General features: G+C 70.7%; 16 protein-coding genes. 7 read left to right on the top strand and 9 right to left on the bottom strand.

All coding sequences use genetic code 11. From position 1 onward, the window contains the following. Positions 1-34: 34 nt before the first annotated feature. From ABZS61_RS14155 to ABZS61_RS14170, 4 genes are all read right to left on the bottom strand, one after another. Positions 35-3847, bottom strand: coding sequence for a multifunctional oxoglutarate decarboxylase/oxoglutarate dehydrogenase thiamine pyrophosphate-binding subunit/dihydrolipoyllysine-residue succinyltransferase subunit (locus tag ABZS61_RS14155; protein ID WP_356419294.1), 3813 nt, complete (start codon positions 3845-3847; stop codon positions 35-37). 259 nt (positions 3848-4106) lie between these two features. Beyond that, positions 4107-5183, bottom strand: coding sequence for a HAMP domain-containing sensor histidine kinase (locus ABZS61_RS14160; RefSeq protein ID WP_356419297.1), 1077 nt, complete (start codon positions 5181-5183; stop codon positions 4107-4109). Continuing rightward, positions 5180-5917 carry a response regulator transcription factor gene (locus ABZS61_RS14165; protein WP_014154105.1) on the bottom strand — a complete coding sequence of 246 codons (738 nt, stop codon included), beginning with the start codon at positions 5915-5917 and terminating at the stop codon, positions 5180-5182. Before ABZS61_RS14165 ends, ABZS61_RS14160 begins: the two co-directional genes overlap by 4 nt. A gap of 231 nt (positions 5918-6148) precedes the next feature. After that, a complete protein-coding gene (locus ABZS61_RS14170) occupies positions 6149-6832 on the bottom strand; it encodes a spermidine synthase (RefSeq protein WP_356419299.1) in 684 nt (227 codons plus the stop codon). Between the two features lie 325 nt (positions 6833-7157). On the opposite strand from ABZS61_RS14170, the gene lon reads away from it, so the two are divergent. Continuing rightward, complete coding sequence (lon, locus tag ABZS61_RS14175; RefSeq protein WP_356419302.1) at positions 7158-9584, top strand: endopeptidase La; 2427 nt, start codon at positions 7158-7160, stop codon at positions 9582-9584. Between the two features lie 120 nt (positions 9585-9704). Here the strand turns inward: lon and ABZS61_RS14180 are convergent, their stop codons facing one another. Together ABZS61_RS14180 and ABZS61_RS14185 are read right to left on the bottom strand one after the other, a co-directional pair. Beyond that, positions 9705-10457 carry a polysaccharide deacetylase family protein gene (locus ABZS61_RS14180; protein WP_356419427.1) on the bottom strand — a complete coding sequence of 251 codons (753 nt, stop codon included), beginning with the start codon at positions 10455-10457 and terminating at the stop codon, positions 9705-9707. 187 nt (positions 10458-10644) lie between these two features. Next, entirely contained in the window at positions 10645-11478 is an 834-nt protein-coding gene (locus ABZS61_RS14185) for a lysozyme (RefSeq protein WP_356419305.1), read from the bottom strand. A 254-nt stretch (positions 11479-11732) separates the two neighbouring features. Between ABZS61_RS14185 and ABZS61_RS14190 the strand changes: the two genes are divergently transcribed. Next, on the top strand, positions 11733-12215 hold the full coding sequence (locus ABZS61_RS14190) for a MarR family transcriptional regulator (RefSeq protein WP_356419308.1): 483 nt from the start codon (positions 11733-11735) through the stop codon (positions 12213-12215). A gap of 65 nt (positions 12216-12280) precedes the next feature. Here the strand turns inward: ABZS61_RS14190 and ABZS61_RS14195 are convergent, their stop codons facing one another. Next, positions 12281-13066, bottom strand: coding sequence for a hypothetical protein (locus tag ABZS61_RS14195; protein ID WP_356419311.1), 786 nt, complete (start codon positions 13064-13066; stop codon positions 12281-12283). 363 nt (positions 13067-13429) lie between these two features. On the opposite strand from ABZS61_RS14195, the gene ABZS61_RS14200 reads away from it, so the two are divergent. Genes ABZS61_RS14200 through ABZS61_RS14220 form a run of 5 tightly spaced genes read left to right on the top strand, consistent with a single transcriptional unit; the run spans position 13430 to position 19197 of the window. Further along, positions 13430-16399, top strand: a complete 2970-nt coding sequence (locus ABZS61_RS14200; RefSeq protein ID WP_356419429.1) for a nitrate- and nitrite sensing domain-containing protein — start codon at positions 13430-13432, stop codon at positions 16397-16399. Continuing rightward, the gene (locus tag ABZS61_RS14205) at positions 16396-16875 is read left to right on the top strand and encodes a roadblock/LC7 domain-containing protein (RefSeq protein ID WP_356419313.1); all 480 of its coding nucleotides are present in this window, start codon (positions 16396-16398) and stop codon (positions 16873-16875) included. Before ABZS61_RS14200 ends, ABZS61_RS14205 begins: the two co-directional genes overlap by 4 nt. After that, positions 16872-17285: a DUF742 domain-containing protein gene (locus ABZS61_RS14210; protein ID WP_356419316.1), complete on the top strand. Its 414-nt coding sequence runs from the start codon at positions 16872-16874 to the stop codon at positions 17283-17285. The genes ABZS61_RS14205 and ABZS61_RS14210 overlap by 4 nt, the downstream gene beginning before the upstream one ends. Further along, positions 17266-17916 (top strand): ATP/GTP-binding protein, encoded by a 651-nt coding sequence (locus ABZS61_RS14215; protein WP_356419319.1) that lies wholly within the window; start codon positions 17266-17268, stop codon positions 17914-17916. The genes ABZS61_RS14210 and ABZS61_RS14215 overlap by 20 nt, the downstream gene beginning before the upstream one ends. A 39-nt stretch (positions 17917-17955) precedes the next feature. Continuing rightward, positions 17956-19197 carry a styrene monooxygenase/indole monooxygenase family protein gene (locus ABZS61_RS14220; protein ID WP_356419322.1) on the top strand — a complete coding sequence of 414 codons (1242 nt, stop codon included), beginning with the start codon at positions 17956-17958 and terminating at the stop codon, positions 19195-19197. A 62-nt stretch (positions 19198-19259) separates the two neighbouring features. Here the strand turns inward: ABZS61_RS14220 and ABZS61_RS14225 are convergent, their stop codons facing one another. Together ABZS61_RS14225 and ABZS61_RS14230 are read right to left on the bottom strand one after the other, a co-directional pair. After that, positions 19260-20453, bottom strand: a complete 1194-nt coding sequence (locus ABZS61_RS14225; RefSeq protein ID WP_356419324.1) for an NlpC/P60 family protein — start codon at positions 20451-20453, stop codon at positions 19260-19262. Between the two features lie 153 nt (positions 20454-20606). Continuing rightward, positions 20607-23480, bottom strand: coding sequence for a PQQ-binding-like beta-propeller repeat protein (locus ABZS61_RS14230; RefSeq protein ID WP_356419327.1), 2874 nt, complete (start codon positions 23478-23480; stop codon positions 20607-20609). Positions 23481-23487: the final 7 nt, after the last annotated feature.

Consider the following 23487-nt stretch of genomic DNA (forward strand, 5'->3'; position numbering starts at 1 on the left):
GGGACCGGGCACCGACGGTGCGTACAACAGCCGATCAGGCCTCGAAGACCTCGTTGACCAGCTGGGCCTGCTCGGCCTGGTGACGCTTGGCCGAACCGACCGCCGGGGACGAACCGTGCCGGCGGGAGATGCGGCGCAGGCGCTCACCGTGCGGCACATCGGCTCCGACGGCCAGGTCCAGGTGGTCGATCAGGTTGAGCGCGATGAACGGCCACGCACCCTGGTTGGCCGGCTCCTCCTGGGCCCAGAGGTACTTCTCCGCGTTCGGGTACTTGGCGATCTCGGCCTGGATCTCCGAACCCGGCAGCGGGTACAGGCGCTCCAGACGGATGATCGCCGTTTCCGTGTCGCCACGCTTCTCGCGCTCGGCGTCCAGGTCGTAGTAGAGCTTGCCGGCGCAGAAGACGACCTTGCGGACCGCTTCCGCCTTGACCGACTCGTCGCCGATCACCGGACGGAAGCCGCCGGTGGTGAACTCCTCCGCCTTCGACGCCGCCGCCTTGAGGCGGAGCATCGACTTCGGCGTGAAGACGATCAGCGGCTTGTGGTGCGGGTTGTGCACCTGCCACCGCAGAAGGTGGAAGTAGTTCGACGGCAGGGTCGGCATCGCCACCGTCATGTTGTCCTGCGCGCACATCTGCAGGAAGCGCTCCGGGCGTGCGGACGAGTGGTCCGGGCCCTGGCCCTCGTAGCCGTGGGGCAGCAGCAGCGTGACGCCGGACGTCTGGCCCCACTTCTGCTCGGCCGAGGAGATGAACTCGTCCACGACCGTCTGCGCGCCGTTGACGAAGTCACCGAACTGGGCCTCCCAGATGACCAGCGACTCCGGGCGGGCCAGCGAGTAGCCGTACTCGAAGCCCATCGCCGCGTACTCGCTGAGCAGCGAGTCGTAGACGTTGTAGCGGGCCTGGTCGTCGGAGAGGTAGAGCAGCGGGGTGTAGTCCTCGCCGGTCTTCTGGTCCACGAGGACCGCGTGGCGCTGGCCGAACGTGCCGCGGCGGGTGTCCTGGCCGGCGAGCCGGACCGGAGTGCCCTCCATCAGCAGCGATCCGATGGCGAGGGTCTCGCCCATGCCCCAGTCGATCGTGCCGTTGTCCACCGAGGCCGCGCGACGCTGCATCTGCGGCATCAGACGCGGGTGGACGGTGATCCCGTCGGGGATGTTGACCTGGGACTCGGCGATCAGCTTCACGACCTCCGAGGAGACCGCGGTGTTCACCGCCACCGGGAACTCGGCCTGAACGTCCGGGACATGCGGCTGGGACGGCGCGGAGGTGGCTTCGCGGACCTCCGCGAAGACCTTCTCCAACTGGCCCTGGAAGTCCTGGAGTGCCTGCTCGGCCTCTTCCAGCGTGATGTCGCCGCGACCGATGAGGGACTCGGTGTAGAGCTTGCGCACCGAGCGCTTCTTGTCGATCAGGGTGTACATCTGCGGGTTGGTGAACTCCGGGTTGTCGCCCTCGTTGTGACCGCGGCGGCGGTAGCAGATGAGGTCGATGACGACGTCCTTGTTGAACGTCTGCCGGTACTCGAAGGCGAGGCGCGCGACGCGGACCACGGCCTCCGGGTCGTCACCGTTGACGTGGATGATCGGCGCCTCGATCATGCGCGCGACATCGGTGGCGTACATCGAGGAACGCGACGCCTCCGGGGCGGCGGTGAAGCCGACCTGGTTGTTGATGACGACGTGGACCGTGCCGCCGGTGCGGTAGCCGCGCAGCTGCGACATGTTGAGCGTCTCGGCGACGACGCCCTGGCCCGCGAAGGCCGCGTCGCCGTGGAGCGCGACGGGCAGGACCGTGAAGTCCGTGCCGGCCTTGTTGATGATGTCCTGCTTGGCGCGGGCGATGCCCTCGAGAACCGGGTCGACCGCCTCCAGGTGCGAGGGGTTGGCGGCCAGCGAGACCTTGATCTGCTCGCCGTCCAGACCGGTGAAGGTGCCCTCCGCGCCCAGGTGGTACTTGACGTCGCCGGAGCCGTGCATCGACCGCGGGTCGAGGTTGCCCTCGAACTCCCGGAAGATCTGCGCGTACGACTTGCCGACGATGTTCGCCAGGACGTTCAGACGGCCGCGGTGGGCCATACCGATGACGACCTCGTCGAGGCGCGCCTCGGCGGCGGAGTCGATGACCGCGTCGAGCAGCGGGATGACGGACTCGCCGCCCTCCAGCGAGAACCGCTTCTGGCCGACGTACTTGGTCTGCAGGAACGTCTCGAAGGCCTCCGCGGCGTTCAGACGGCGCAGGATCCGCAGCTGCTCCTCGCGCTCCGGCGCGGGGCGCGGACGCTCCACCCGGTCCTGGAGCCACTTGCGCTCCTTCGGGTCCTGGATGTGCATGAACTCGATGCCGGTGGTGCGGCAGTACGACTCACGCAGCACACCGAGGATGTCGCGGAGCTTCATCAGCGTCTGCCCGGCGAAACCGCCGACCGCGAAGTCCCGCTCCAGGTCCCACAGGGTGAGGCCGTGCTCGTTGATGTCCAGGTCGGGGTGCTTGCGCTGTCGGTACTCCAGCGGGTCGGTGTCGGCCATGACGTGGCCGCGGACCCGGTAGGAGTGGATCAGCTCGAAGACCCGTGCGGCCTTGGTGACGTCGTCGTCGTGCGAGGCGTCGATGTCCTTGAGCCAGCGGACCGGCTCGTAGGGGATGCGCAGCGCCTTGAAGATCTCGTCGTAGAAGTCGTTCTCGCCGAGCAGGAGCTGGGACAGGACACGCAGGAACTCGCCGGACGCGGCGCCCTGGATGACCCGGTGGTCGTACGTCGAGGTCAGCGTCATGACCTTCGAGATGCCCAGCTTGTTCAGGGTGTCCTGCGAGGTGCCCTGGAACTCCGCCGGGTAGTCCATCGCGCCGACGCCCATGATGAGGCCCTGTCCGGGCATCAGGCGGGGCACCGAGTGAACGGTGCCGATGCCGCCGGGGTTGGTCAGCGAGGCGGTGACCCCGGAGAAGTCGTCCATGCCGAGCTTGCCGACACGGGCACGGCGGACGATGTCCTCGTACGCCTGCCAGAACTCGAAGAAGTTGAGCGTCTCGGCCTTCTTGATGGCCGCGACGACCAGCTGGCGGTCGCCGTTCGGCTTCACCAGGTCGATGGCCAGGCCGAGGTTGACGTGCTCCGGCTTGACCAGGGTCGGCTTGCCGTCCTTGACCGCGAAGGAGTTGTTCATCGACGGCATGGCCTTGAGGGCCTGCACCATCGCGTAGCCGATGAGGTGGGTGAAGGAGATCTTCCCGCCGCGGGCCCGCTTGAGGTGGTTGTTGATGACGATGCGGTTGTCGAAGAGCAGCTTCACCGGAACGGCGCGGACGGATGTGGCCGTCGGCAGCTCCAGCGAGGCGTTCATGTTCTTCGCGACGGCGGCCGAGGGCCCGCGCAGCGTCACGTACTCCGGGCCGGCCGGAGCCTCGGACGCATCAGCGGCCTCGGCGGGCGCGGGTGCGGCCTTCGCGGGTGCGGCCTTCGCCGGGGCGGGCGCTGCCGGAGCAGGGGCCGCCGCCTTCGGCGCCGGGGCGGCGGGTGCGGGCACGGCGGCCTTCACCGGGGCCTTCGCCGCGGGCTCGGCCGGAACGGCGTTGTCGACGGTGGTCGCGGCGGGAGCCGGGGTCACCGCAGCCCCCGCGGCTGCGGGGCCGGGCTTGTCCGCCGTGCCGGACGTGCCCGGCTTGTAGTCGGCGAAGAAGTCCCACCAGGCGCGATCGACCGAGCTGGGGTCCTGGAGGTACTGCTGGTAGATCTCGTCGACAAGCCACTCATTGGGGCCGAATGCGGCCGCCGGGTTGGACCCGGAGCCTGCTTCTTGATCGGTCGAGATGCTCGAGTTACTGGGGGACTGAGACGACACGGCGGCAACCGCCCTCTTCCGCTTCACAAGGTGATGGACAGCGGAAATCAAGGCTACGCCTCCCCAGCCGTTACGTGCAGGCCGGGCCGGTCTTCGTCGTGCACATCACATCGGAAGCCGGGTTTCGGCGCATGAAATGGCGGGAAACAAGCGGGGTTCCGCTGCACTTCGGGTACGCGAGGCCGTGGACACGGCCCCTTGGACCGTATCTCTTTCGGGGCCGCAGCGTAGAACCCCGCCTTCCGGTTCGAACTCTATGTCAACCGCGAAACTGAGAGGTCCCCGGAAGAGTGACCTGGATCCGGCATCCGCGAGCTGATTCGGCCACGCCGATACGACCGCCGTGCAGATCCACCGCCCAGCGGGCGATCGCCAGCCCCAGCCCCGTACCGCCGTCGTTACCGGACCCGTGCGGGTAGGGCGCCTTGCCGCGGTTGAAGCGTTCGAAGACCCTGTGGCGCTCCGCCTCCGGAATGCCCGGGCCCTCGTCGACGACCTCCAGTTCGAGCGACTCGGGGTAGTCACCGCGCCGCGCCAGCACGGTGACCCGGCCGTGCGGCGGGCTGTGCTTGACCGCGTTGTCGATGAGATTGGCGACCACCTGGTGCAACCGCTCCGCGTCCGCGTGCGCTGTCAGCTCGGGCGGCGACACATCGAGGTGCAGATGGACGTCCGTACGGGAGTGGTTGCCGGAGCCCGAGGAGAGCCTGCGGTGCGAGGCCGCGAGGTTCGCCTCCTTCAGGACCCCCGACAGATAGGGCCACACCTCGAAGCGGCGGGCCTTCAGCGTCACCACGCCGTTGTCCAGCCGTGAGAGGTCCAGGAGCGTCTCCACCAGCCTGCCGAGGCGCTCGGTCTGCTTCAGGGCCGTGCGCATCGTCTCGGGATCGGCGGCGGACACCCCGTCCACCACGTTCTCCAGTACGGCTCTCAGCGCCGCGATGGGTGTGCGCAGCTCGTGCGAGACATTGGCCACCAGCTCCTTGCGGTGCAGGTCCTCCGCCTCCAGGTCGTCCGCCATGCGGTTGATCGTCTGGGCCAGGTCGCCGAGCTCGTCGCGGCGTCCGGCGCCGCTCACCCGTCTCGTGTAGTCGCCGTGCGAGATCGATCTGGCGACGGCTCGCATCTCGTCCAGGGGTGCGGTCAGGCCGTGGGCCACGAACTGGGTGATCAGCAGCGTGGCGATCACCGAGAAGACCGTGATGAACCTGAATTCGGTCCTGGTGCGCAGCGCGACGATCAGCAGACCGGTCGTGATGAACACCGAGACCACGACGAGCGTGCCCAGCTTGGCCTTGATCGAGAAGGGCCGCAGTCCGGAGCCGGGCCGCGTCATGGCGCGGGAGTCTCCAGGGCGTAACCGACGCCGTGCACCGTCCGGATCCGTTCGGCGCCGATCTTCCGGCGCAGCGCCTTGATGTGGCTGTCGACCGTGCGGGTGCCCGAGGCGTCCGCCCAGTCCCACACCTCTGCCAGCAGCTGCTCCCGGGACAGCACCGCGCGCGGTGTGTTGGCCAGGCAGACCAGCAGGTCGAACTCGGTCGGCGTCAGGTGGACGTCGTCGGCGCGAACCCGGACCCGGCGCTGCGCGTGGTCGATCTCCAGTTCGCCGAGGCGCAGGATGCCGCTGCGCGGGGTGACGGCGGCCAGCGCGGCCCGCTCCACCCGCCGCAGCAGGACGTGCACCCGGGCCGCCAGCTCACGCATGGAGAACGGCTTCGTCATGTAGTCGTCCGCGCCGACCCCGAGCCCGACCAGCATGTCGGTCTCGTCGTCGCGTGCCGTGAGCATCAGCACCGGCACGGGGCGCTGGGCCTGCACACGGCGGCAGACCTCCAGGCCGTCGAAGCCGGGAAGCATGATGTCGAGCACCATCAGGTCGGGCTGCCAGGCCTCGGCCGCATCCACGGCCGCCGGCCCGTCCAGTGCGGTCTGCACCAGAAAGCCCTCGGCCCGCAGACGGGCGGAAATGGCGTCGACGATCGTCGCGTCGTCCTCGACCACCAGGACCCGGCGCTGAGCCCCGGGGGTGGCCGCGACGCCGTTGTGGGTGGTGTGTGTCTGTTCCATCGCCCCGCCCCTGCCCGTTCTCGCGGAGGCCATTCCCCCGGAGGCACGGTTATCGCTTGTGGATTTCGTGGGTGATCCCTTGTGCCGGTCAGAGCGTAAAGGCAGAAGACGGCTCACGGCTACGCAGGGTGTTGACCGAGGTGAAGGTGTTACCTCGGCGGGGGAGGCGGATCGTCGGCCTTGTGCCGCTTGGCCCGTGGGATACCGGGGCTGTGGATACCGGGTGGGGGTTCAGGTGCTCCGGAGTGCGAGATGGACCACGTCGGGCACACCTCGGGCAACGGCTACTTCTTCGGTCCGTACCGCGTGGAATCCGGCATTCCGCAAGGCTTTCCCGAAGTCCGCGGACGGCTCCGCGGACCACACGGCAAGGACTCCGCCGGGCGTCAGGCGTGCCAGGCAGGCCGTGAGACCGGCCGGTGAATAGAGGCTTCCGTTGTCCTCCGTGACGGTCCAGCCCGGGCCGTTGTCGATGTCCAGGCACAAGGCGTCGTAACGCTCCGTGGTCGTACGGAGGTGCTCGACGAGGTCCGTACAAAGGATCTCGGTCCGCGGATCGGCGAGGGCGGCCCCGGAGATCCGGTCGAGCGGCCCCTCCAGGTGCCAGTCCACGATCGCCTGTTCCCGCTCGACGACCACGATCCGGCCCCACCGCTCGCCGGCCGCGGCGCGAACCAGCGAGAAGCCGACGCCGAGGCCGCCGACGAGCACGGCCGGGTCCTGCCGCCCCTCGGGCAGTGCGTCGAGCGCCGCGTCGATCAGCAGCCGTTCCGAGCGACCGTCGGAGGTGTCCATGAGGAAGCAGCCGTTGGCGATGATCTCGAAGTCGTCGCCGCGCTGCCGCAGGACGACCTCGCCGTGCGGCCCTTCGCGCCGGTCGAGCGTGACGGGGCGGTGGGCGTCTGTGACGGACATGTGGGCGGTCTCCGGTCTCCGGACGGCGGTCGGAAGGGCCGGTCCATCATCCCGAGGCGTCGCCGCCGGGGCCAGAAGATTTCCGCAGTGTCACCCTCCGGCCCGAGCGGCCGCGGCGTTCGATTTCGCCGTTCGCGGACGGCCCGTCGGGAATGGCCGTGCCACGCGGAACGCTGCCGTAGAGGCAGCCGCCGCGCGGCTGCAGGTCTCGGGGGCGGGGCAGCGGCCGAGGGCGATCGCTGAGAGCGAACGCACGCTGGGGAACATTCGGTAGCTCAGGAGCATTGAGTCCACATAACTCAACTTGCCTGCCGAAGGGGAGATCATGACTGCTGAGTCCACGTCCCAGGCGCCCACCCGGGTCGACCTGCCCGTGCTGCCGCTCGACGACGAGGTCGTGCTTCCCGGAATGGTGGTGCCGCTCGATCTGTCGGATGCGGAAGTACGTGCCGCCGTGGAGGCGGCCCAGGCCGTCGCACGGCCCGGCGGTGGCAAGCCCGAGGTGCTGCTCGTCCCCCGTATCGACGGGAACTACACGGGGACCGGTGTCCTCGGGACCGTCGAGCAGGTGGGGCGGCTCTCGGACGGGGACCCGGGCGCGCTCATCCGCGCCCGTGACCGGGTACGGATCGGTGCCGGGACCAGCGGGCCCGGCGGGGCACTGTGGGTGGAGGGCACGCGGATCGACGTGTCCCTGCCCGATCCCCTGCCCGGTTCCGCCGCCGAACTCGCCAAGGAGTACAAGGCGCTCGCCACCAGCTGGCTGAAGAAGCGCGGCGCCTGGCAGGTCGTGGACCGGGTGCAGCAGATCGAGGACATCTCGGCGCTCGCCGACAACTCCGGGTACTCGCCCTTCCTCACCACCGCCCAGAAGGTCCAGCTGCTGGAGACCGTGGACGCGGTCGCCCGGCTCAAGCTCGCCGTCCAGTGGCTCGGTGAGCACCTCGCCGAGCAGGACGTCGCCGAATCCATCGCCAAGGACGTCCAGGAGGGCGTCGACAAGCAGCAGCGCGAATTCCTGCTGCGGCGCCAGCTCGACGCCGTACGCAAGGAGCTCTCCGAGCTCAACGGTGATCCGGAGGACGAGTCCGACGACTACCGGGCGCGCGTCGAGGCCGCCGAGCTTCCCGGGAACGTCCGTGAGGCCGCCCTCAAGGAGGTCGAGAAGCTGGAGCGCGCGTCCGACCAGAGCCCCGAGGGCTCCTGGATCCGCACCTGGCTGGACACCGTCCTGGAGCTGCCGTGGACCGAGCGGACCGAGGACGCGTACGACATCAGGGGGGCCCAGGCGGTCCTGGACGCGGAGCACGCGGGCCTGCAGGACGTGAAGGAGCGCATCACCGAGTACCTCGCGGTGCGCAAGCGGCGTGCCGACCGAGGGCTCGGGGTGGTCGGCGGGCGGCGCGGCGGTGCCGTGCTGGCGCTCGTCGGTCCGCCCGGGGTCGGCAAGACCTCGCTCGGTGAGTCCGTGGCGCACGCCATGGGCCGCAAGTTCGTCCGCGTCGCACTCGGCGGCGTCCGGGACGAGGCGGAGATCCGCGGCCACCGGCGTACGTACGTCGGCGCGCTCCCGGGACGCATCGTCCGCGCCATCAAGGAGGCCGGCTCGATGAACCCGGTCGTCCTGCTCGACGAGATCGACAAGGTCGGCTCGGACTTCCGGGGCGACCCCGCCGCCGCCCTGCTCGAGGTGCTCGACCCGGCGCAGAACCACACCTTCCGCGACCACTACCTGGAGGTCGAACTCGACCTCAGCGACGTGGTGTTCCTGGCCACGGCGAATGTGCTCGAGGCCATCCCGGAAGCCCTGCTCGACCGCATGGAGCTGGTCAGGCTGGACGGCTACACCGAGGACGAGAAGGTCGTCATCGCCCGTGACCACCTGCTCCCGCGCCAGCTGGAGCGGGCCGGTCTGGAGAAGGACGAGGTGAGCCTCGACGAGTCGGCGCTGCGCAAGCTGGCCGGCGAGTACACGAGGGAGGCCGGGGTGCGGAATCTGGAGCGGGCGGTCGCCCGGCTCCTCCGCAAGGTCGCGGCCCAGCACGAACTGGGCGACCGGGAGCTCCCGTTCACGGTGACCGACGAGGACCTGCGGGGCCTGATCGGACGCCCCCACCACGTGCCCGAGTCCGCCCAGGTCCCGGCCGAGCGCCGTACCGCGGTGCCGGGCGTGGCCACCGGGCTCGCGGTGACCGGGGCGGGCGGCGACGTGCTGTTCGTCGAGGCGTCGCTCGCCGACCCGGAGACCGGGGCGTCCGGACTGACCCTCACCGGTCAGCTCGGCGACGTGATGAAGGAGTCCGCCCAGATCGCGCTGAGCTTCCTGCGGTCGCACGGCGCGGAGCTGGAACTGCCGGTCGCGGACCTGAAGGACCGGGGCGCGCACATCCACTTCCCGGCGGGTGCCGTTCCCAAGGACGGCCCGAGTGCCGGCATCACGATGACGACGGCGCTGGCCTCGCTGCTCTCCGGGCGGCTCGTCCGTACGGATGTGGCGATGACCGGTGAGGTGTCGCTCACCGGACGGGTGCTGCCGATCGGCGGGCTGAAGCAGAAGCTGCTGGCCGCGCACCGGGCGGGCATCACCACGGTGGTGATCCCCAAGCGGAACGAGGCCGACCTGGACGACGTCCCGGCCGAGGTCCTCGACACTCTGGAGGTCCACCCGGTCACCGATGTCCGCCAGGTGCTGGAGATCGCGCTCGCCCCGGCGTCGGTCGGGGCCGAGGAGAGGATCCCGGCTGCGGCGTAGGTGTCACGCAGTGACGGGCGTGGCACCACGGACACGGCCGGTACGGACGGCCCGCTCCTCCCGCGAGGGAGGAGCGGGCCGTTCCGCGTTCCGCGTTCCGGGTGCAGGGGCGCGGGCGGCTCAGGGGCGGTAGACCGTGCCCGGATCGGGCTCCGCGGGGGCCATCAGCTGGGGGACGGTCACGAAGGTGTAGCCGCGGTCCTTCAGGGTGTCGATGATGCCCGGCACCGCGGGAACCGTCCCCCGGTAGATGTCGTGCAGCAGGATGATCCCGTCCCTGCCGGCCTGGTCGAGTATCCGCTTCCTGATCAGCGCGGAGTCGTTCGTGGAGTAGTCCTTGGCGGTCGCGCTCCACAGGATCTGGGAGAGTCCGAGCTCCTCGCAGATCCCGGAGACCGTGTCGTCGGTGCGGCCCTGGGGCGGGCGCATCAGCCGCGGCTTCTTCCCGGTGATCCTCTCGATCGCGAGCTGGGTCTTCTCCAGCTCGGCCCGTATCTCGCCCGGTTTCCTGTCCGTCAGGATCTCGTGCGTCCACGTGTGGTTGGCGACCTCGTGCCCCTCGGCCTCGATGCGCCGCACGGTGCCGGGGTGCTTCAGGACGTGGTCCCTGCCCAGGAGGAAGAACGTGGCCGGCACCTTCTTCTCCTTGAGGACGTCCAGGAGGTGCGGGGTGTCCTTCGCCGGACCCGCGTCGAACGTCAGCGCGATGCACTTCGCCTTGCGGCAGTCGACCTGGCCGAACGAACCCTTCGCGTCGGACGAGGCGTCCTGGCGTGCGGACCCCGGGGCGGTGGTCTGCATCGAGCAGCCGCCGAGCGTCAGCGTGAGCGCGGCGACGAGGGCAGCGGCCAGTCCCGTACCGGACGGCGACATCTTTCCGGGCGCGTTTTTGGGCACGGCAGGGTCACTCCTTCGTGGCTGAGCCGCACGCCGGTGGTGCGGCACGCCGCGACTATACATAGTGCGTATACGCACTATGTATAGTGAGTCCCCGGACGGTGCGGAGCCCCGGTGACGTGGTGCTTGTCACCGGGGCCCGGTCGTACGGGGTGGGGCCTGATCAGCCGTTCGCGAGTGCCTGTACGCGGTCGAGGGCGCCGTTGAAGTGGTTGTGGTCGCCGACCGTGGGGCCGGACGACGTGTACTGCCACATCGTGTAGATGCCCCAGCCGGCGGGGAGTTCACCGACCGTGGTGTTGTAGCGGGCCACCCAGAGCGGGTTGGTGGCACCGAAGCTCGCGTTGTTGCCCGTGCAGTCCTTCCACCAGCTGGTGGCGGTGTAGATCACCGGGTCGCGCCCGGTACGTGCCCTGTAGGTGTTCGTGAAGTCGCGGATCCAGGAGACCATCCCGGCCTGGGTCTTCCCGTAGCACTGCGCGCCGTACGGATTCCACTCGATGTCGAGCACGCCGGGCAGCGTCCTGCCGTCCCTGGACCAGCCGCCGCCGTTGTCCACGAAGTAGTTGGCCTGGGCCGCACCGCTCGTCGTGTCGGGGGTGGCGAAGTGGTAGGTACCGCGGATCATGCCGACGTTGTACGAGCCGTTGTACTGCTGCGTGAAGTACGTGTTCTTGTAGTACGTGCCCTCGGTGGCCTTGACGTAGGCCCACTTCACGCCGCTGTTCCACAGGGTCTGCCAGGCGACGTTGCCCTGGTGGCCGCTGACGTCCACGCCTTCGGTCTGGACGGCGGCAGGGCCGGTGGGGCTGCCGCCCCGCTGTCCGTCGTGGGCGATGACGCCCTGGCCCATCCTGGCCGTACCGCGCTGGGGAATGTCGGCGGCGCCGGCCGCGCCGGGCAGTGCGAGCAGGAGGGCGAGGGCGGCGAGGAGGGATCCCGCTGCGGCGAGGCGCGAGCGGCGGGTCGTTCCGGATCCGGATCTGTGCACGGGCATCTGCGTGCCTCCGAGGACTCGGTGGGGGGATCTGCTGGCCCAGGAGCGGGTGCGGGACACTCCTGCAGTACCTGCCGTCATGGTGTGGACATGCCACCTGTGACACTCATGAAGCTACGCACGTAGACCCGCCCGACGGAAGGGGGACCGGCTGCTGCCGATGGTCTACGCCTACGAAATACTGGCCCAGCTGCGGCGATGGCCGGGGCTGAAAGAAACTTTCATCGGCGGGAAAGCGTATGAAGGGTGCTGACGTGCACGGGAGTGGAAGCGCAGGTGAACCCGGTGCCGCGGCCGGGAGTGGTGTGGACCACGAATTCCTTGCGCTGGAGCGCGAGTTGGCGGTGTTCCTGCGCCGGGCGCGGGCCAGCTCGGGGGAGATGGCGCGTGAGGTCCACCCGGACCTGGAGTCGGCGGCCTACGGCCTCTTCGTACGGCTGGAGTCGGCCGGCCGGCAGCGCGCCACGGAGCTCGCCGCCTACTTCGGAGTCGGCAAGGCGACCATGAGCCGCCAGTTGCGCGCGCTGGAGGCCCTCGGGCTGGTGGCGCGCGAGAGCGACCCGGCGGACGGCCGTGCCTCGCTCGTCCGGCTCACCGAGGAGGGTCTCGCCCGCTTCCGGAGTGTCCGGGATGCCCGCCGAGGACGTTATGCCCGCAAGCTGGCGGACTGGGACCGCGCCGAGGTCGCGGAACTGGCGCGGCTGCTGCACCACTTGAACGAGCGCGCCGAGGGCTGAGGGCGTCGCCGGCGAGGGCGGATGCCGGCGGGGAAGCACCGGACGAGGCCCCGGCTCGATGCGGCCTACAGCTCGACCAGGACGGCTGTCGCGTCGTCGTGCGTCTTGCCGCGGCGCAGGTACGTGCGGTCCGTGTCGGCCCGCTCCAGCTCCCGGACCCGGTCGATCAGCCCCTGCGGCCCCGCCTTGCGCAGCAGCCCCAGTGTGGCCGTCCAGTCGCCCTCACGGAACGTCTCCGTCCAGCGGCTCGCCCCGTCGGTCAGCGCCGCCAGCGCCCTGACCTCCGTGCGCGGGGTGCGGCCGGTCACTGCGCGTGATGCCACCGCGGGGTCGGCGGCGGCGGTGAAGAAGCCGCCCTCCTTGTTCCGTACGCGCGCGTCGGCGATCGCCTCGGAGGCGAGAGAGCCCGGTGGCAGCCGGTCGAGACGGTCGTCGAGGACCGCCCGAACCGTGCCGTCGGGCGCTTCGAGGATCAGTGCGGAGTCGGAAAGCACCAGGTGCTCGATCTCCTGTTCGTCCCAACGCGCCATGACCACCGTTGCCTGCGGTGTCCGTACGTGAGAAAGGTCACACAGGGAACGGTGCGTGTCGGCGGTGCGCCGAATGGACATCGCGAGGATCTCGGTCAGCATCAGATCCCGCCGCGAAGCGGACAGTTCGGCCAACGAGCCACCCAGTCCCGCGGTGAACCAGGGCACCGAGTGCACACATCCGTCATCGCCCCTGGGTGGCGTGACGCCGTCGAGCAGTACGAGGGCCCCGCCCAGGCCGGATGCCGGGAGGGTGGTGGATACCCAGTCCTCGTTGGGGCGTTCGGGGCTGCCCGGCTCACTGGCGAGTTCGATGCGCATGCGATCAGTCTGCACGAGGTCTTCACGAGGGCAGCACGAACCGGAGGTTGGACCGTACCGGCAGGTCAGAGCGGCCCCCACGGGTGGAGGGGAAGGCTCCGTGCATATGCGGGCGGGCATCTTGCCAAAGCCTGAGCCGAAGTTCCACCCAGGGGCCCGCGCATGGCCGGGAGCGCCCTCGGGGAGACTTGTTCGCCAACTCCGGAGTGATGTTCACTCGTTCGAGTGGCGGAGCGGTTGATGCGCGCCCCCCTCTCAAAAGCACTGGAATGGTCAGAAGCCGTACCAGGGCGGGGGCGCCTCTGCACGTGACCGTGTGTCACCTCTGCTTCAAGGGTGGACGAGTCAAGATTGCGAGCACCGGTGCAGAAGAAGCGGCCTCGGAGCAAGGACAGCACGCGCGACGGTTCCGGGGCTACGCCTCCGGCAGCGGGTGCTGACAAGCGGACCGTACGGGTGCGCAGTCGGCTCGTCGCCGGCGTTGCCGTCGTCGGGATCACCGTCATCGCCGCGGGCGCCCCCGCGGCTCTCAGCGCGTCCTCCGATCTCAACGAGTCCCAGCGACTGGTCACGCTCGCCGAGCTGAACCAGCAGGCCATCACCCTCGCCCACTCACTCGCCGACGAACGCGACGACGTCACCGCCCACATCGCCGCCGGCCGTGACGAGGACGACGCCAAGGACGCGGGGCGCGTCCCCGCAGCCCGAGTCGACCAGCAGGTGGACGAGATCAGGGCGGCCGCGCCCGTGTCCCTGCGACGCGACCTCTCCACCATCCCCTCCCTGCGCCGCGACGCCCTCACGGGCAAGGGCTCGGCGCTGGAGGCCCACCAGGCGTACTCCGAGGTCATCTCCAAGCTTCACAGCCTCGCCGCCGAACTGGCCGAGAACACCCCGCCCCGCGCCGCCGACGCCACCCGTGCACCGCTCGCCCTCGGTGGCGCCGTCGAGCAGGCCTCCGCCACCCGGGGGCTGCTCCTGGCCGCGCTCTCCGTTCCGGGCACCGAGCCGGCGGAACCGCAGATCGACCCCTTCACCGGGCTCCCCGTCCAGACCCAGGACGAGGGCGACAGCGAGAACGACCGCAACCGCGACGAGTTGAGCGCCGCCGCCCAGCAGGCCCGGGTGCGCGAACTCGCCTCGCTTGCCGATTTCGACCAGGCCGCCGGCCCGGCCGCCAGGGACAAGCTCGCGTCCACCGTGACCGGCCCCGAGGTCAACAGCGCGGAGAAGTACCTCACCCGGCTCACCGACCGCCCCGAGCTGTCCGAGGCGGACCGCCGGACCGACATCAAGAAGGCCCGCTCCGCGCTCTCCGCCCGCATCGACCGGATGCGGGGCGTCGAGTCCGCGCTGGGCACCGCCCGGATCAAGAGCCTGGAACAACTGCGCGACGACGACGTCACCGCGCTCGAACTGCGCATCGCACTGCTCGGCGGCTGCCTGCTGATCGCGATCGGAGTCTCCACCGCGGTCGCACGCACCCTCACCCAGCCGCTCGCCGTCCTGCGGATCGGCGCAGCCCGCCTCGCCACAGAACCCGAGACGGCCGAGCCGGTCCGCTACACCGGGCGCAACGACGAGTTCGCCCAGGTCGTGCGGTCCATCAACACCCTGCACGGCAAGCTGCACGGGCTGCACCACGAGACGGCCGGCCGCTTCGAGAGCCTGAAGAGCGAGCGCGGCGGACTGATCGCGAGCCGCGAGGCCCTCGCTGTCCAGCGGGGCGAACTCCAGGCCCAGGTCACCGAGCTCACCACCGCGCTGACGCAACTGAAGAACACGGTCCACCACACCTTCGTCAACCTCTCCCTGCGCACGCTCGGTCTCGTCGAGCGTCAGCTCGGTGTCATCGAGGGACTCGAGGAGCGCGAGCAGGACCCGGAGCGCCTCGCCACGCTCTTCAAGCTGGACCACATGGCCACCGTCATGCGTCGTCACAGCGAGAACATGCTGGTCCTCGCCGGTACCGACCACGGGCACGGGCACGGCGGGCCGATCCCGCTGGTCGACGTGCTGCGTGCGGCCGTCAGCGAGATCGAGCGGTACGAGCGGGTCACCATCCAGTCCCTGCCCCCGCACTCCCAGATCGCCGGTTTCGCCGCCGACGACCTGAGCCACCTGGTCGCCGAACTCCTGGAGAACGCGACGTCCTTCTCGCCTCCCGACTCCCATGTCGAGCTGTCCGGCTGGCTGCTGGAGTCCGGTGAGGTGATGCTCTCCGTGCAGGACGAGGGCATCGGCATGTCGGCGGTCCGGATGGGCGAGCTCAATGCCAGGCTGGCCGACCCGGCATCGTTCGAGGCCGGTGAACAGGCCGCGGACGGGGCCGGACTCGGACTTCAGGTGACGTCGATGCTGGCCGCACGCCACGGTGTACGGGTGCAGCTGCGCGAGCAGAAGGGGGGCGGAGTGACAGCTGTCGTCGTGCTTCCGCAGGCCCTGCTGCCGAAGGCGCCGCCCGCCTCGTCGCCGCCACCCGTGCAGATGCCCGGGGACGCGCCCACGCTGAACCTGCCGGGTTCCGTCGCGGAGGCCAACTCCAACGCACTGCCGCCGCGTTCGGCGCCCGTGTCCGGGGACCCGCTGATCGCCGCCGCCGAGCGGACGGTCCTCGAAGCGGGCGCGGAGAGCGCCCCGGCAGCCCCCACCGCGCCCGAAGAGACTGCGCCCGAAGACACTGCGGACGCCGTATCCGCGGACGAGGCACCTGCGGACGCCGAACCCGCTGACGCGGAACCCGCGCAGGCAGTGCTCCCGGCCGACGTACCCGCGCCCGCCGGATCCGAGAGCCGCAGCCCCGGAAGTGACAGGCCCGAAGCGGACGCCTCCGGGCACGCCGAGTCCGAGGCCGAGGCCGAGACCACGATGCAGGTCCGGCTGCCGGTGCCGCAGGACGCGCCCGGCCCGTACGCCATCGGACCCGACAGCCACGAGCGCGCCGCCGACACGAGCCCCGCGGCATCCCCGGCCGAGCCCGCAGCCGACCCCGTTTCCGCCGACGGCATCCTCCCGGGCCCGCGGCAGCCGATCACGGAGCCGCTCACCGACAAGGGGCTTCCCAAGCGCACCCCCAAGGTCGTCACCCCCACGGCGGCGCCCGTCAAGGAGCGCAAGGGCGGCCTGGACAGGGACGCCCTGCGCCGCAGGCTCGGCGGCTTCCAGCAAGGTGCGAAGGACGGCCGGCGCGACGTCGAGGCCGAGATCGCCGGGAGCACCGACGGGAACGAAGGCGCCGACAGCGCCCCACAGACCGACCACACTGAGCTGGACGACCGTACCGATGGTCGATTCGATGAGACGGGGGACACAGTCGAGGAGGCACGCAGTTGACTGCGCCCAGCACGTTCGGGCTGAGTACCGAGGCCCGGAACCTTCACTGGTTGCTGAGCAATCTCGTGGAGGAGGTGCCAGGGGTCCACTCGGTCACCGTCGTCTCGTCCGACGGACTGATGCTGCTCTCCTCCGACCCCGGTCTCGCGACGGCCAAGCCGGCCGAACGGCAGACGGGCCCCAAGGGCTCGAGTGCCGACCTCGCCACCATCGTCTCCGGCATCGGCTCCCTCACCGTCGGCGCCGCGAAGCTGATGGACGCCGGCGGCGTCAAACAGACGATGGTCGCCATGGACGAGGGAAGCGTCTTCGTCATGTCGATCAGTGACGGCTCCCTGCTGGGTGTGCACGCCACCCCCGACTGCGACATGAGCGTCGTCGCCTACCACATGGCGCTCTTCGTCGGCCGCGCCGGACACGTACTCACCCCCGAACTCCGCAGTGAACTGCGCAAATCGATGGAGAGCGCCCAGTGACCTCTGCTGCTGAACCCGTACGCAAGCTCCCCGTCCGGGGGTCCGACCGCAGGCCCGCGCGGGTCCGCCCGTACTCCCTCACCGGCGGCCGTACCCGCTTCGGCCACGTCCTGCTCGTCGAGACGTTCGTCGCAGCGCTGGACGCCCCCGAGGAGCGCCGCGAACTCACGAACGGCAACCTCGCCTCGCGGGTCATGCCGGAACTCCGCGCCATCGTCGAACTCTGCCGCCGTATGCGTACGGTCGCGGAGATCTCGGCCCTGTTGAAGATGCCGCTCGGTGTGGTCCGGGTGCTGCTCAGTGACCTGGCCGACCAGGGAAAGATCCGCGTGTACGGAACCGGTCACGGAACCGGTCAGCCCGACCGCGCACTGCTCGAAAGGGTGCTCAATGGACTCCGCCGTCTCTGAGGCTCCGCTCTTCACCCCGCGTCAGCCGGGGCCTCGGGACCAGCCCGACGAGTCGGTGCAGGCCTGGCAGCTGGACCACACGCGGGCGCCGATCGCCACCAAGATCGTGGTCGCGGGCGGCTTCGGTGTGGGCAAGACGACCTTCGTGGGTTCGGTCTCGGAGATAACCCCTCTGCAGACCGAAGCGATGATGACGCAGGCCAGTGAGGAGACCGACGACCTCACCTCGACGCCCGACAAGGTCACCACGACCGTCGCGATGGACTTCGGCCGTCTCACGCTCGACGACGACCTCGTGCTGTACGTGTTCGGCACACCGGGTCAGCAGCGCTTCTGGTTCATGTGGGACGACCTCGTGCGTGGCGCGATCGGTGCGGTCGTGCTCGCCGACACCCGGCGTCTCGCCGACTGCTTCCCGGCACTCGACTACTTCGAGAGCTGCGGACTTCCGTACATCGTCGCCGTCAACCACTTCGAGGGATCGCCCGGTTACGAGGAGGTCGACGTCAGGGAGGCCCTGACCGTACCGCCGCACGTGCCTGTTGTGATCATGGATGCGCGTAAGAGGATCACGGTCGTCGAATCGCTGCTCGCCCTGGTGGGGCACGCGCTCGACGTCACTCCCGCGTAACTGCCAGACGCACCCACGTACACGTAACGGAGAACCGCGATGCGGAAGATTCTGATAGTCGGAGCCGGCCAGTCCGGACTCCAGCTCGCCCTTGGACTGCAGTCCAACGGGTACGAAGTCACCCTCATGTCCAACCGCACCGCGGACGAGATCCGGTCCGGCCGGGTCATGTCGACGCAGTGCATGTTCCACACGGCTCTCCAGCACGAGCGCGACCTCCAGCTCAACTTCTGGGAGTCGCAGGCGCCGCGGATCGAGGGCCTCGGTGTCTCGGTCGCCGCTCCCGACTCCTCGCGTCCCATCGACTGGGTGGGCAAGCTGGACGGCTACGCGCAGTCCGTCGACCAGCGCGTGAAGATGGCCGGCTGGATGGAGACCTTCGCCCAGCGCGGCGGTCAGCTCGTCATCCACGGTGCGGCCGTCTCCGACCTGGACTACTTCTCCCGCACCTACGACCTGGTGATGGTCTCCGCGGGCAAGGGCGAGCTCGTCTCCATGTTCGGGCGGGACGCGTCCCGTTCGCCGTACGACGCCCCGCAGCGTGCGCTGGCCGTCTCGTACGTCCACGGCATGGGCCCGCGCCCGGAGCACCCGGACTTCGACGCGGTCCGCTGCAACCTGGTCCCCGGTGTCGGCGAGCTCTTCGTGATGCCGACGCTGACCACGTCGGGCCGCGCGGACATCCTGTTCTGGGAGGGCATCCCGGGCGGTCCCCTCGACGCCTTCCAGGGCATCAAGGACCCTTCCGAGCACCTCGCCAAGACCCTGGAGCTCATGGAGAAGTTCACCCCGTGGGAGTACGCGCGCGCCACCAAGGTCGAACTGACCGATGCCAACGGCACGCTGGCGGGCCGTTACGCCCCGACCGTCCGCAAGCCGATCGGCCGGCTCCCCGGCGGCGGGCTGGTGCTCGGTGTGGCGGACGTGGTCGTGGCCAACGACCCGATCACCGGCCAGGGTTCCAACTCGGCGTCCAAGTGTGCGAAGGCCTACCTGGACTCGATCATCGAGCACGGCGACCGCGCGTTCGACGCGGACTGGATGCAGTCCACGTTCGACCGGTACTGGGACACCGCCCAGCACGTGACGAAGTGGACGAACGCGATGCTCGGCGTTCCGCCGGAGCACGTGCTGAACCTGATCGGTGCCGCCGGTCAGTTCCAGCCGGTCGCCGACCGCTTCGCCAACGGGTTCAACGACCCGGCGGACTTCGACAACTTCTTCTTCGAGCCGGACCGTACGAACGCGTACCTCGCCGAGGTCTCGGGCGCGCAGGCCTGACCCTCGCGCGCAGGACGGCGGCCGGGCCGCCCCGCCGGTCACGACGGCGGGGCGCGCCCGGCTCACTCGTCCGGGGCGTCGTAGCCCGTGTCGGACCCCGAGGAGGCGTCTTCGGGCAGCTCCGGCAGCGTGTACGTGGACAGCGGCTCGTCGCCGGGGTCCGGACGGACCGCGCCCAGCAGCGGGTTCGACGCCAGGGGTGAGACCTTGACCGTGGCGCCGGGCCGGGGTGCCTGCACGACGAGTCCGTCGCCGATGTACAGCGCCACATGCGTCGCCCGGGGGAAGTAGATCACCAGATCGCCGGGACGCAGCGATTCGACCGGTACCTTAGGCAGCTGCCGCCACTGCTCCTGCGAGGTACGCGGAATGTTCCGCCCCGCTGCCGCCCAGGCCTGCGAGGTGAGGCCGGAGCAGTCGAACGACTCGGGTCCCTCCGCCCCCCAGACATACGGTTTGCCGATCTGCTCGATCGCATACCGCACGGCGTCACCGCCCTGCTCGGACGGTGGACGGGTCGAGCTCAGTGCCCCCGAGGCGACCAGCTCCTCCTGGGCCTCGTCGATGTTCTTCCGCTCCAGCTGCGCCAGTGCGGCGATCTGCTCGTCGGACAGGGAGGCGAGGAGCCCTTCGACCTCCTTCAGCCGTGAGCGCACGGTGTCGCGCTGCCGCTTCTGCTTCCTGGCCAGCGTCTGCTGCCGGTCCAGCGCCGCACGGGACCTGGTCGCCAGGCCGTCGGCACGCTTCTCGGCGCCGGTGAGCCTGCCGACGGTGGCGGACCGGCCGGCCTGGGCCCGCTCGATCACATGGCTCTGCGTCAGGGCGTGCTCGGGGTCGTCGGACAGCAGCAGCCGTACGTACACGGAGAAGTCGGTGCGGCCCTGGTACTGGGCGCGGGCCAGGCGCCCCGCATCCCGGCGGCTCGAATCCAGCACCGTCCGTGCCTCGGCGAGGGCGGTGTCCAGCTTCCTGGCCTCGGCGGTCCGCTTCCTGAGCTCCTCGGCCGTGCCGTTGTAGATCTCGCCGGCCTCCTCGGCCTCCTGGTAGAGCGTCTGCAGCCGCTTCAGCAGCCCGGCGACGCTCTGCGGGGCGCCGGGGGCCGGTGCGGGTTCAGGGCTCTTCGTTCGGATCATGCCGGACTCAGGCTGATCCGAACGAACGACCCCGGGCCCGGCCGGTTCCGCGGTGGCGGGGGAGGCGGCCACGACCGCGGCCAGCACCGCCGTGCAGAGCGGGCGTGCGACTCTGCCTGACACGACATCACCTCCGGTGACGGGGGCGCCGCCCATAAATCGGACTACCCCACAAGTGCTCGGATCTCATCAATCCGGTCACCCGGTGTCAGGCGAAGCAAGGACCGCGGGGCGTGGCGCCCGGAAGAGCGCCCGGACGGAGGGCGCCCGGACGCCTCACTCCACCGGGAACGCGTAGAAGACCCCGCCCCGCTGGACGACGGCGGTCTTCCCGGCGGCCAGCACCCGGTACGGCGCGCTGACGGTGGCGCCCTCGGGGTCCTGTGCCCCGATGTCCTGGAACTTCCACAGCCGGCGCCCGTCGGCCGCCGCGAACGCGGTCACCTGTGACACGTCCGCCGCGAGCAGGGTCTTGGCGCCGCCGCTGAGAGTGAGGGCGGGGGCGTTGCCGCCGAGGGGTACCTCCGTGGAGCGCCGCCAGAGCAGCTTCCCGGTCGCCCGGTCGACCGCGCCGACCTCCTGGTTGCGATTCGTGGTGTGGAGCAGCTTCCCGGCCGGGACGGGCGTGCCGAACACGGACGCCGCCGTGCCGTTCAGGGTCCACACCGGCTTGGCGGTGGCCGTCTCGAAGGCCTGCAGGTCGTCGCCCACCCCTCCGTACAGCCGGCCCTCCTCGTCGCCGACCACCGCACCGGCCGGTGTGAGCGCGCCGAACTGCCGGGCCCACAGGAGCTTTCCTGTCTTCCGGTCGAAGCAGCGGAAGAACGCCCTGCCCTTTCCTGCCGTCACATCGGCCGGGGTCAGCGTCGCCGCGTTCTGGCGGACGACGAGGTCGGCGGCCCGGACCGCGGTCAGCCGGTAGGCGGGAGTGCCGGGGGCCCGGCCCGCAGGGACGGCGACCCGCCAGAGTTCCTTGCGCAGCACGACGTCGTACGCGAAGAAGTAGGCCTTGACGACCTGCGTGTCCTTGCCGGGCTTCTGGCCCTTCTTCGGCTTGAGGGCCTTCACGAGAACGGTGTGGGAGCCGGTGAACCAGACGACGGAGCCGGACTGGCCGGTGAGGGGGGCCACCTTCATGTTCGGCACGCCAGTGAACTGGTCCACGAACCGGACCCGGTGCTTGACCTGCCCGTCCTTCGGGGACAGCCAGAGGAACTCGGTGGGGCTCGCCAGGAAGCAGAGGTCCTTGCCGGCGGGCAGTACCGCCTGGGCGCCGGCGGCGTCCGCACGCTGCCAGATCTTCCGCCCGGTCCGCAGATCGACGCCGGTCGCCCCGGTCGTACCGGTCAGCACCAGCAGCTTGTCCTCCCAGACCCCGGCGGTGAGGGCGGGCTCGGCGGCCGGATGCGTGTAGATCCAACTGGGCTCCGGCGCCTGCCCGGGAAGGGTGCGGCGGGGCTTCGGCGCGGGCTTGTCGTCGGCGGCCGACGCGTCGTCACCGGACCCGAGCGCGGCCACCGCGCCCCCGCCGACGATCAGGCCTGCAGCCCCGGCGGCGACCACGGTGAGGAGGGCACGCCGGCTCGTGGCGGACGCTGCGGCAGCCGTCGATGCCGCGGGCGCGGGAGGAGCCTGGGCGGGCAGGGGGAGCGGGGCGGGGGCGCCCTGCGGTGCGGCGGCAGGGTACGTGTACGGGTAGGGCTGAGCGGCGGGTGCGGAGGGCGGGAAAGGGGCTGTGGGAGGGGCGGCGGGACGGACGGGCTCCGGTGACTGCGGCTGCTGACCTGCGGCAAGCTCGCGCGGGACGGCGAGCTGGGTCGTCGCCCGGTCGGTCCGCGGGGCGGGCGCAACGGTCCCCAGGAAACGCGTGGTCCTGCTGTCGGCGATGTCCCCCTCGGCGGAGGTGGGGACGGGCAGTCCTCCCTCTTGCCGGCCGGCGTCAGGGATGCCCGCGAGCGGGGCGCCGGGGGACGATGCCGCGGGGATCCCGCTCTCCCGGACAGCACCGCCCGGTGCTCCGGCAGGCCGCGCGTCCTCCGGGCCGGCGGGGGTTCCGTCGGCACTTCCGGAAACAGGCCGGACGTCCTCGGGCGCGGAGCCGTCCCGGACGTCCTCGGGCGCGGAACCGTCCCGGACGTCCTCAGGTGCGGAACTGTCCCGGACGTCCCCGGGTGCCGCGGGACCGGACGCCGGGGCCGGTGCGCCGTCGACAGGTCCGGGTGCTGCCGGGCCTGCTGCCGCGTCCGGACCCGCTTCCTCCTGCGGCGCCTGCAGCGCCCGTACCCGCGCGGCCTGGTCCGCCACCGACGCCACCAGCCGCTCGGGGAGCCAGCCGCCCTTGGCGAGGCCCGCCGCGCCCTCCAGCGCCAGCTCCGCCGCGACCGAACCCGCGCTCGGCCGGTCGGCGGGGTCCTTCGCGAGGCAGCCCGCGATCAGGTCACGCAACTCGTCCGGTACGGCGTCGAGTTCCGCGGAGGCGTGTGCGATCCGCTCGGCGGCCTCGGTGGCGGGTCCGTCGGCGAGCGGGGTCGTCCCCGTCGCCGCGTACGCCAGCAGGAGCCCGAGCACGAAGAGGTCGGAGGCCGGCCCCACGTCCTTGCCGTCGACCTGCTCGGGGGTGAGGTAACCGAGCCGCACGGACAGTTGCCCGCTCGCGTTCGCCTCGGCTGCGGCAGCCGCGCCCAGCGGGCCGAACGCGGTCAGCCGGGGCCCGTCCTCCGCCAGCAGCACCGTCCCCGGCGCAAGCCCCTGGAGGACCGCCCCGGTGGCGTGCACCCGGGAGAGGGTCTCGGCCAGGCCCGCGCCCAGTATCCGCACGGCACGCTCGGGCAGCGGTCCGGCGAGGTCGATCGCCTCGGCGAGCGTCAGGGCGGGCACGTACGCAGCCGTGGTCCACAGGGCGTCCGCCGGTGCGGCGAGCGGCGGTTGCACCCAGCCGCCTGCCAGCCGTTCGGCCGTGCGGGCCTCGGACTGGAAGCGGCGACGGAAGGCGGGCACCGCGGCCAGGGCGGGCCGGGCGGCGGTCACGACGGCGATGTCGCCGTCGGCGCCTCCGGCCAGATAGTGCACCGCACTCGCGGTCTCACGGAAGCGTGCCAGCACGGTGTACGGCCCGAAGTGGCGTGGATCGTCCTGACGCAGCGCCTCCATGGCGCAC

The organism is Streptomyces sp. NPDC005566, from assembly GCF_040605575.1.
Lineage (GTDB): Bacteria > Actinomycetota > Actinomycetes > Streptomycetales > Streptomycetaceae > Streptomyces.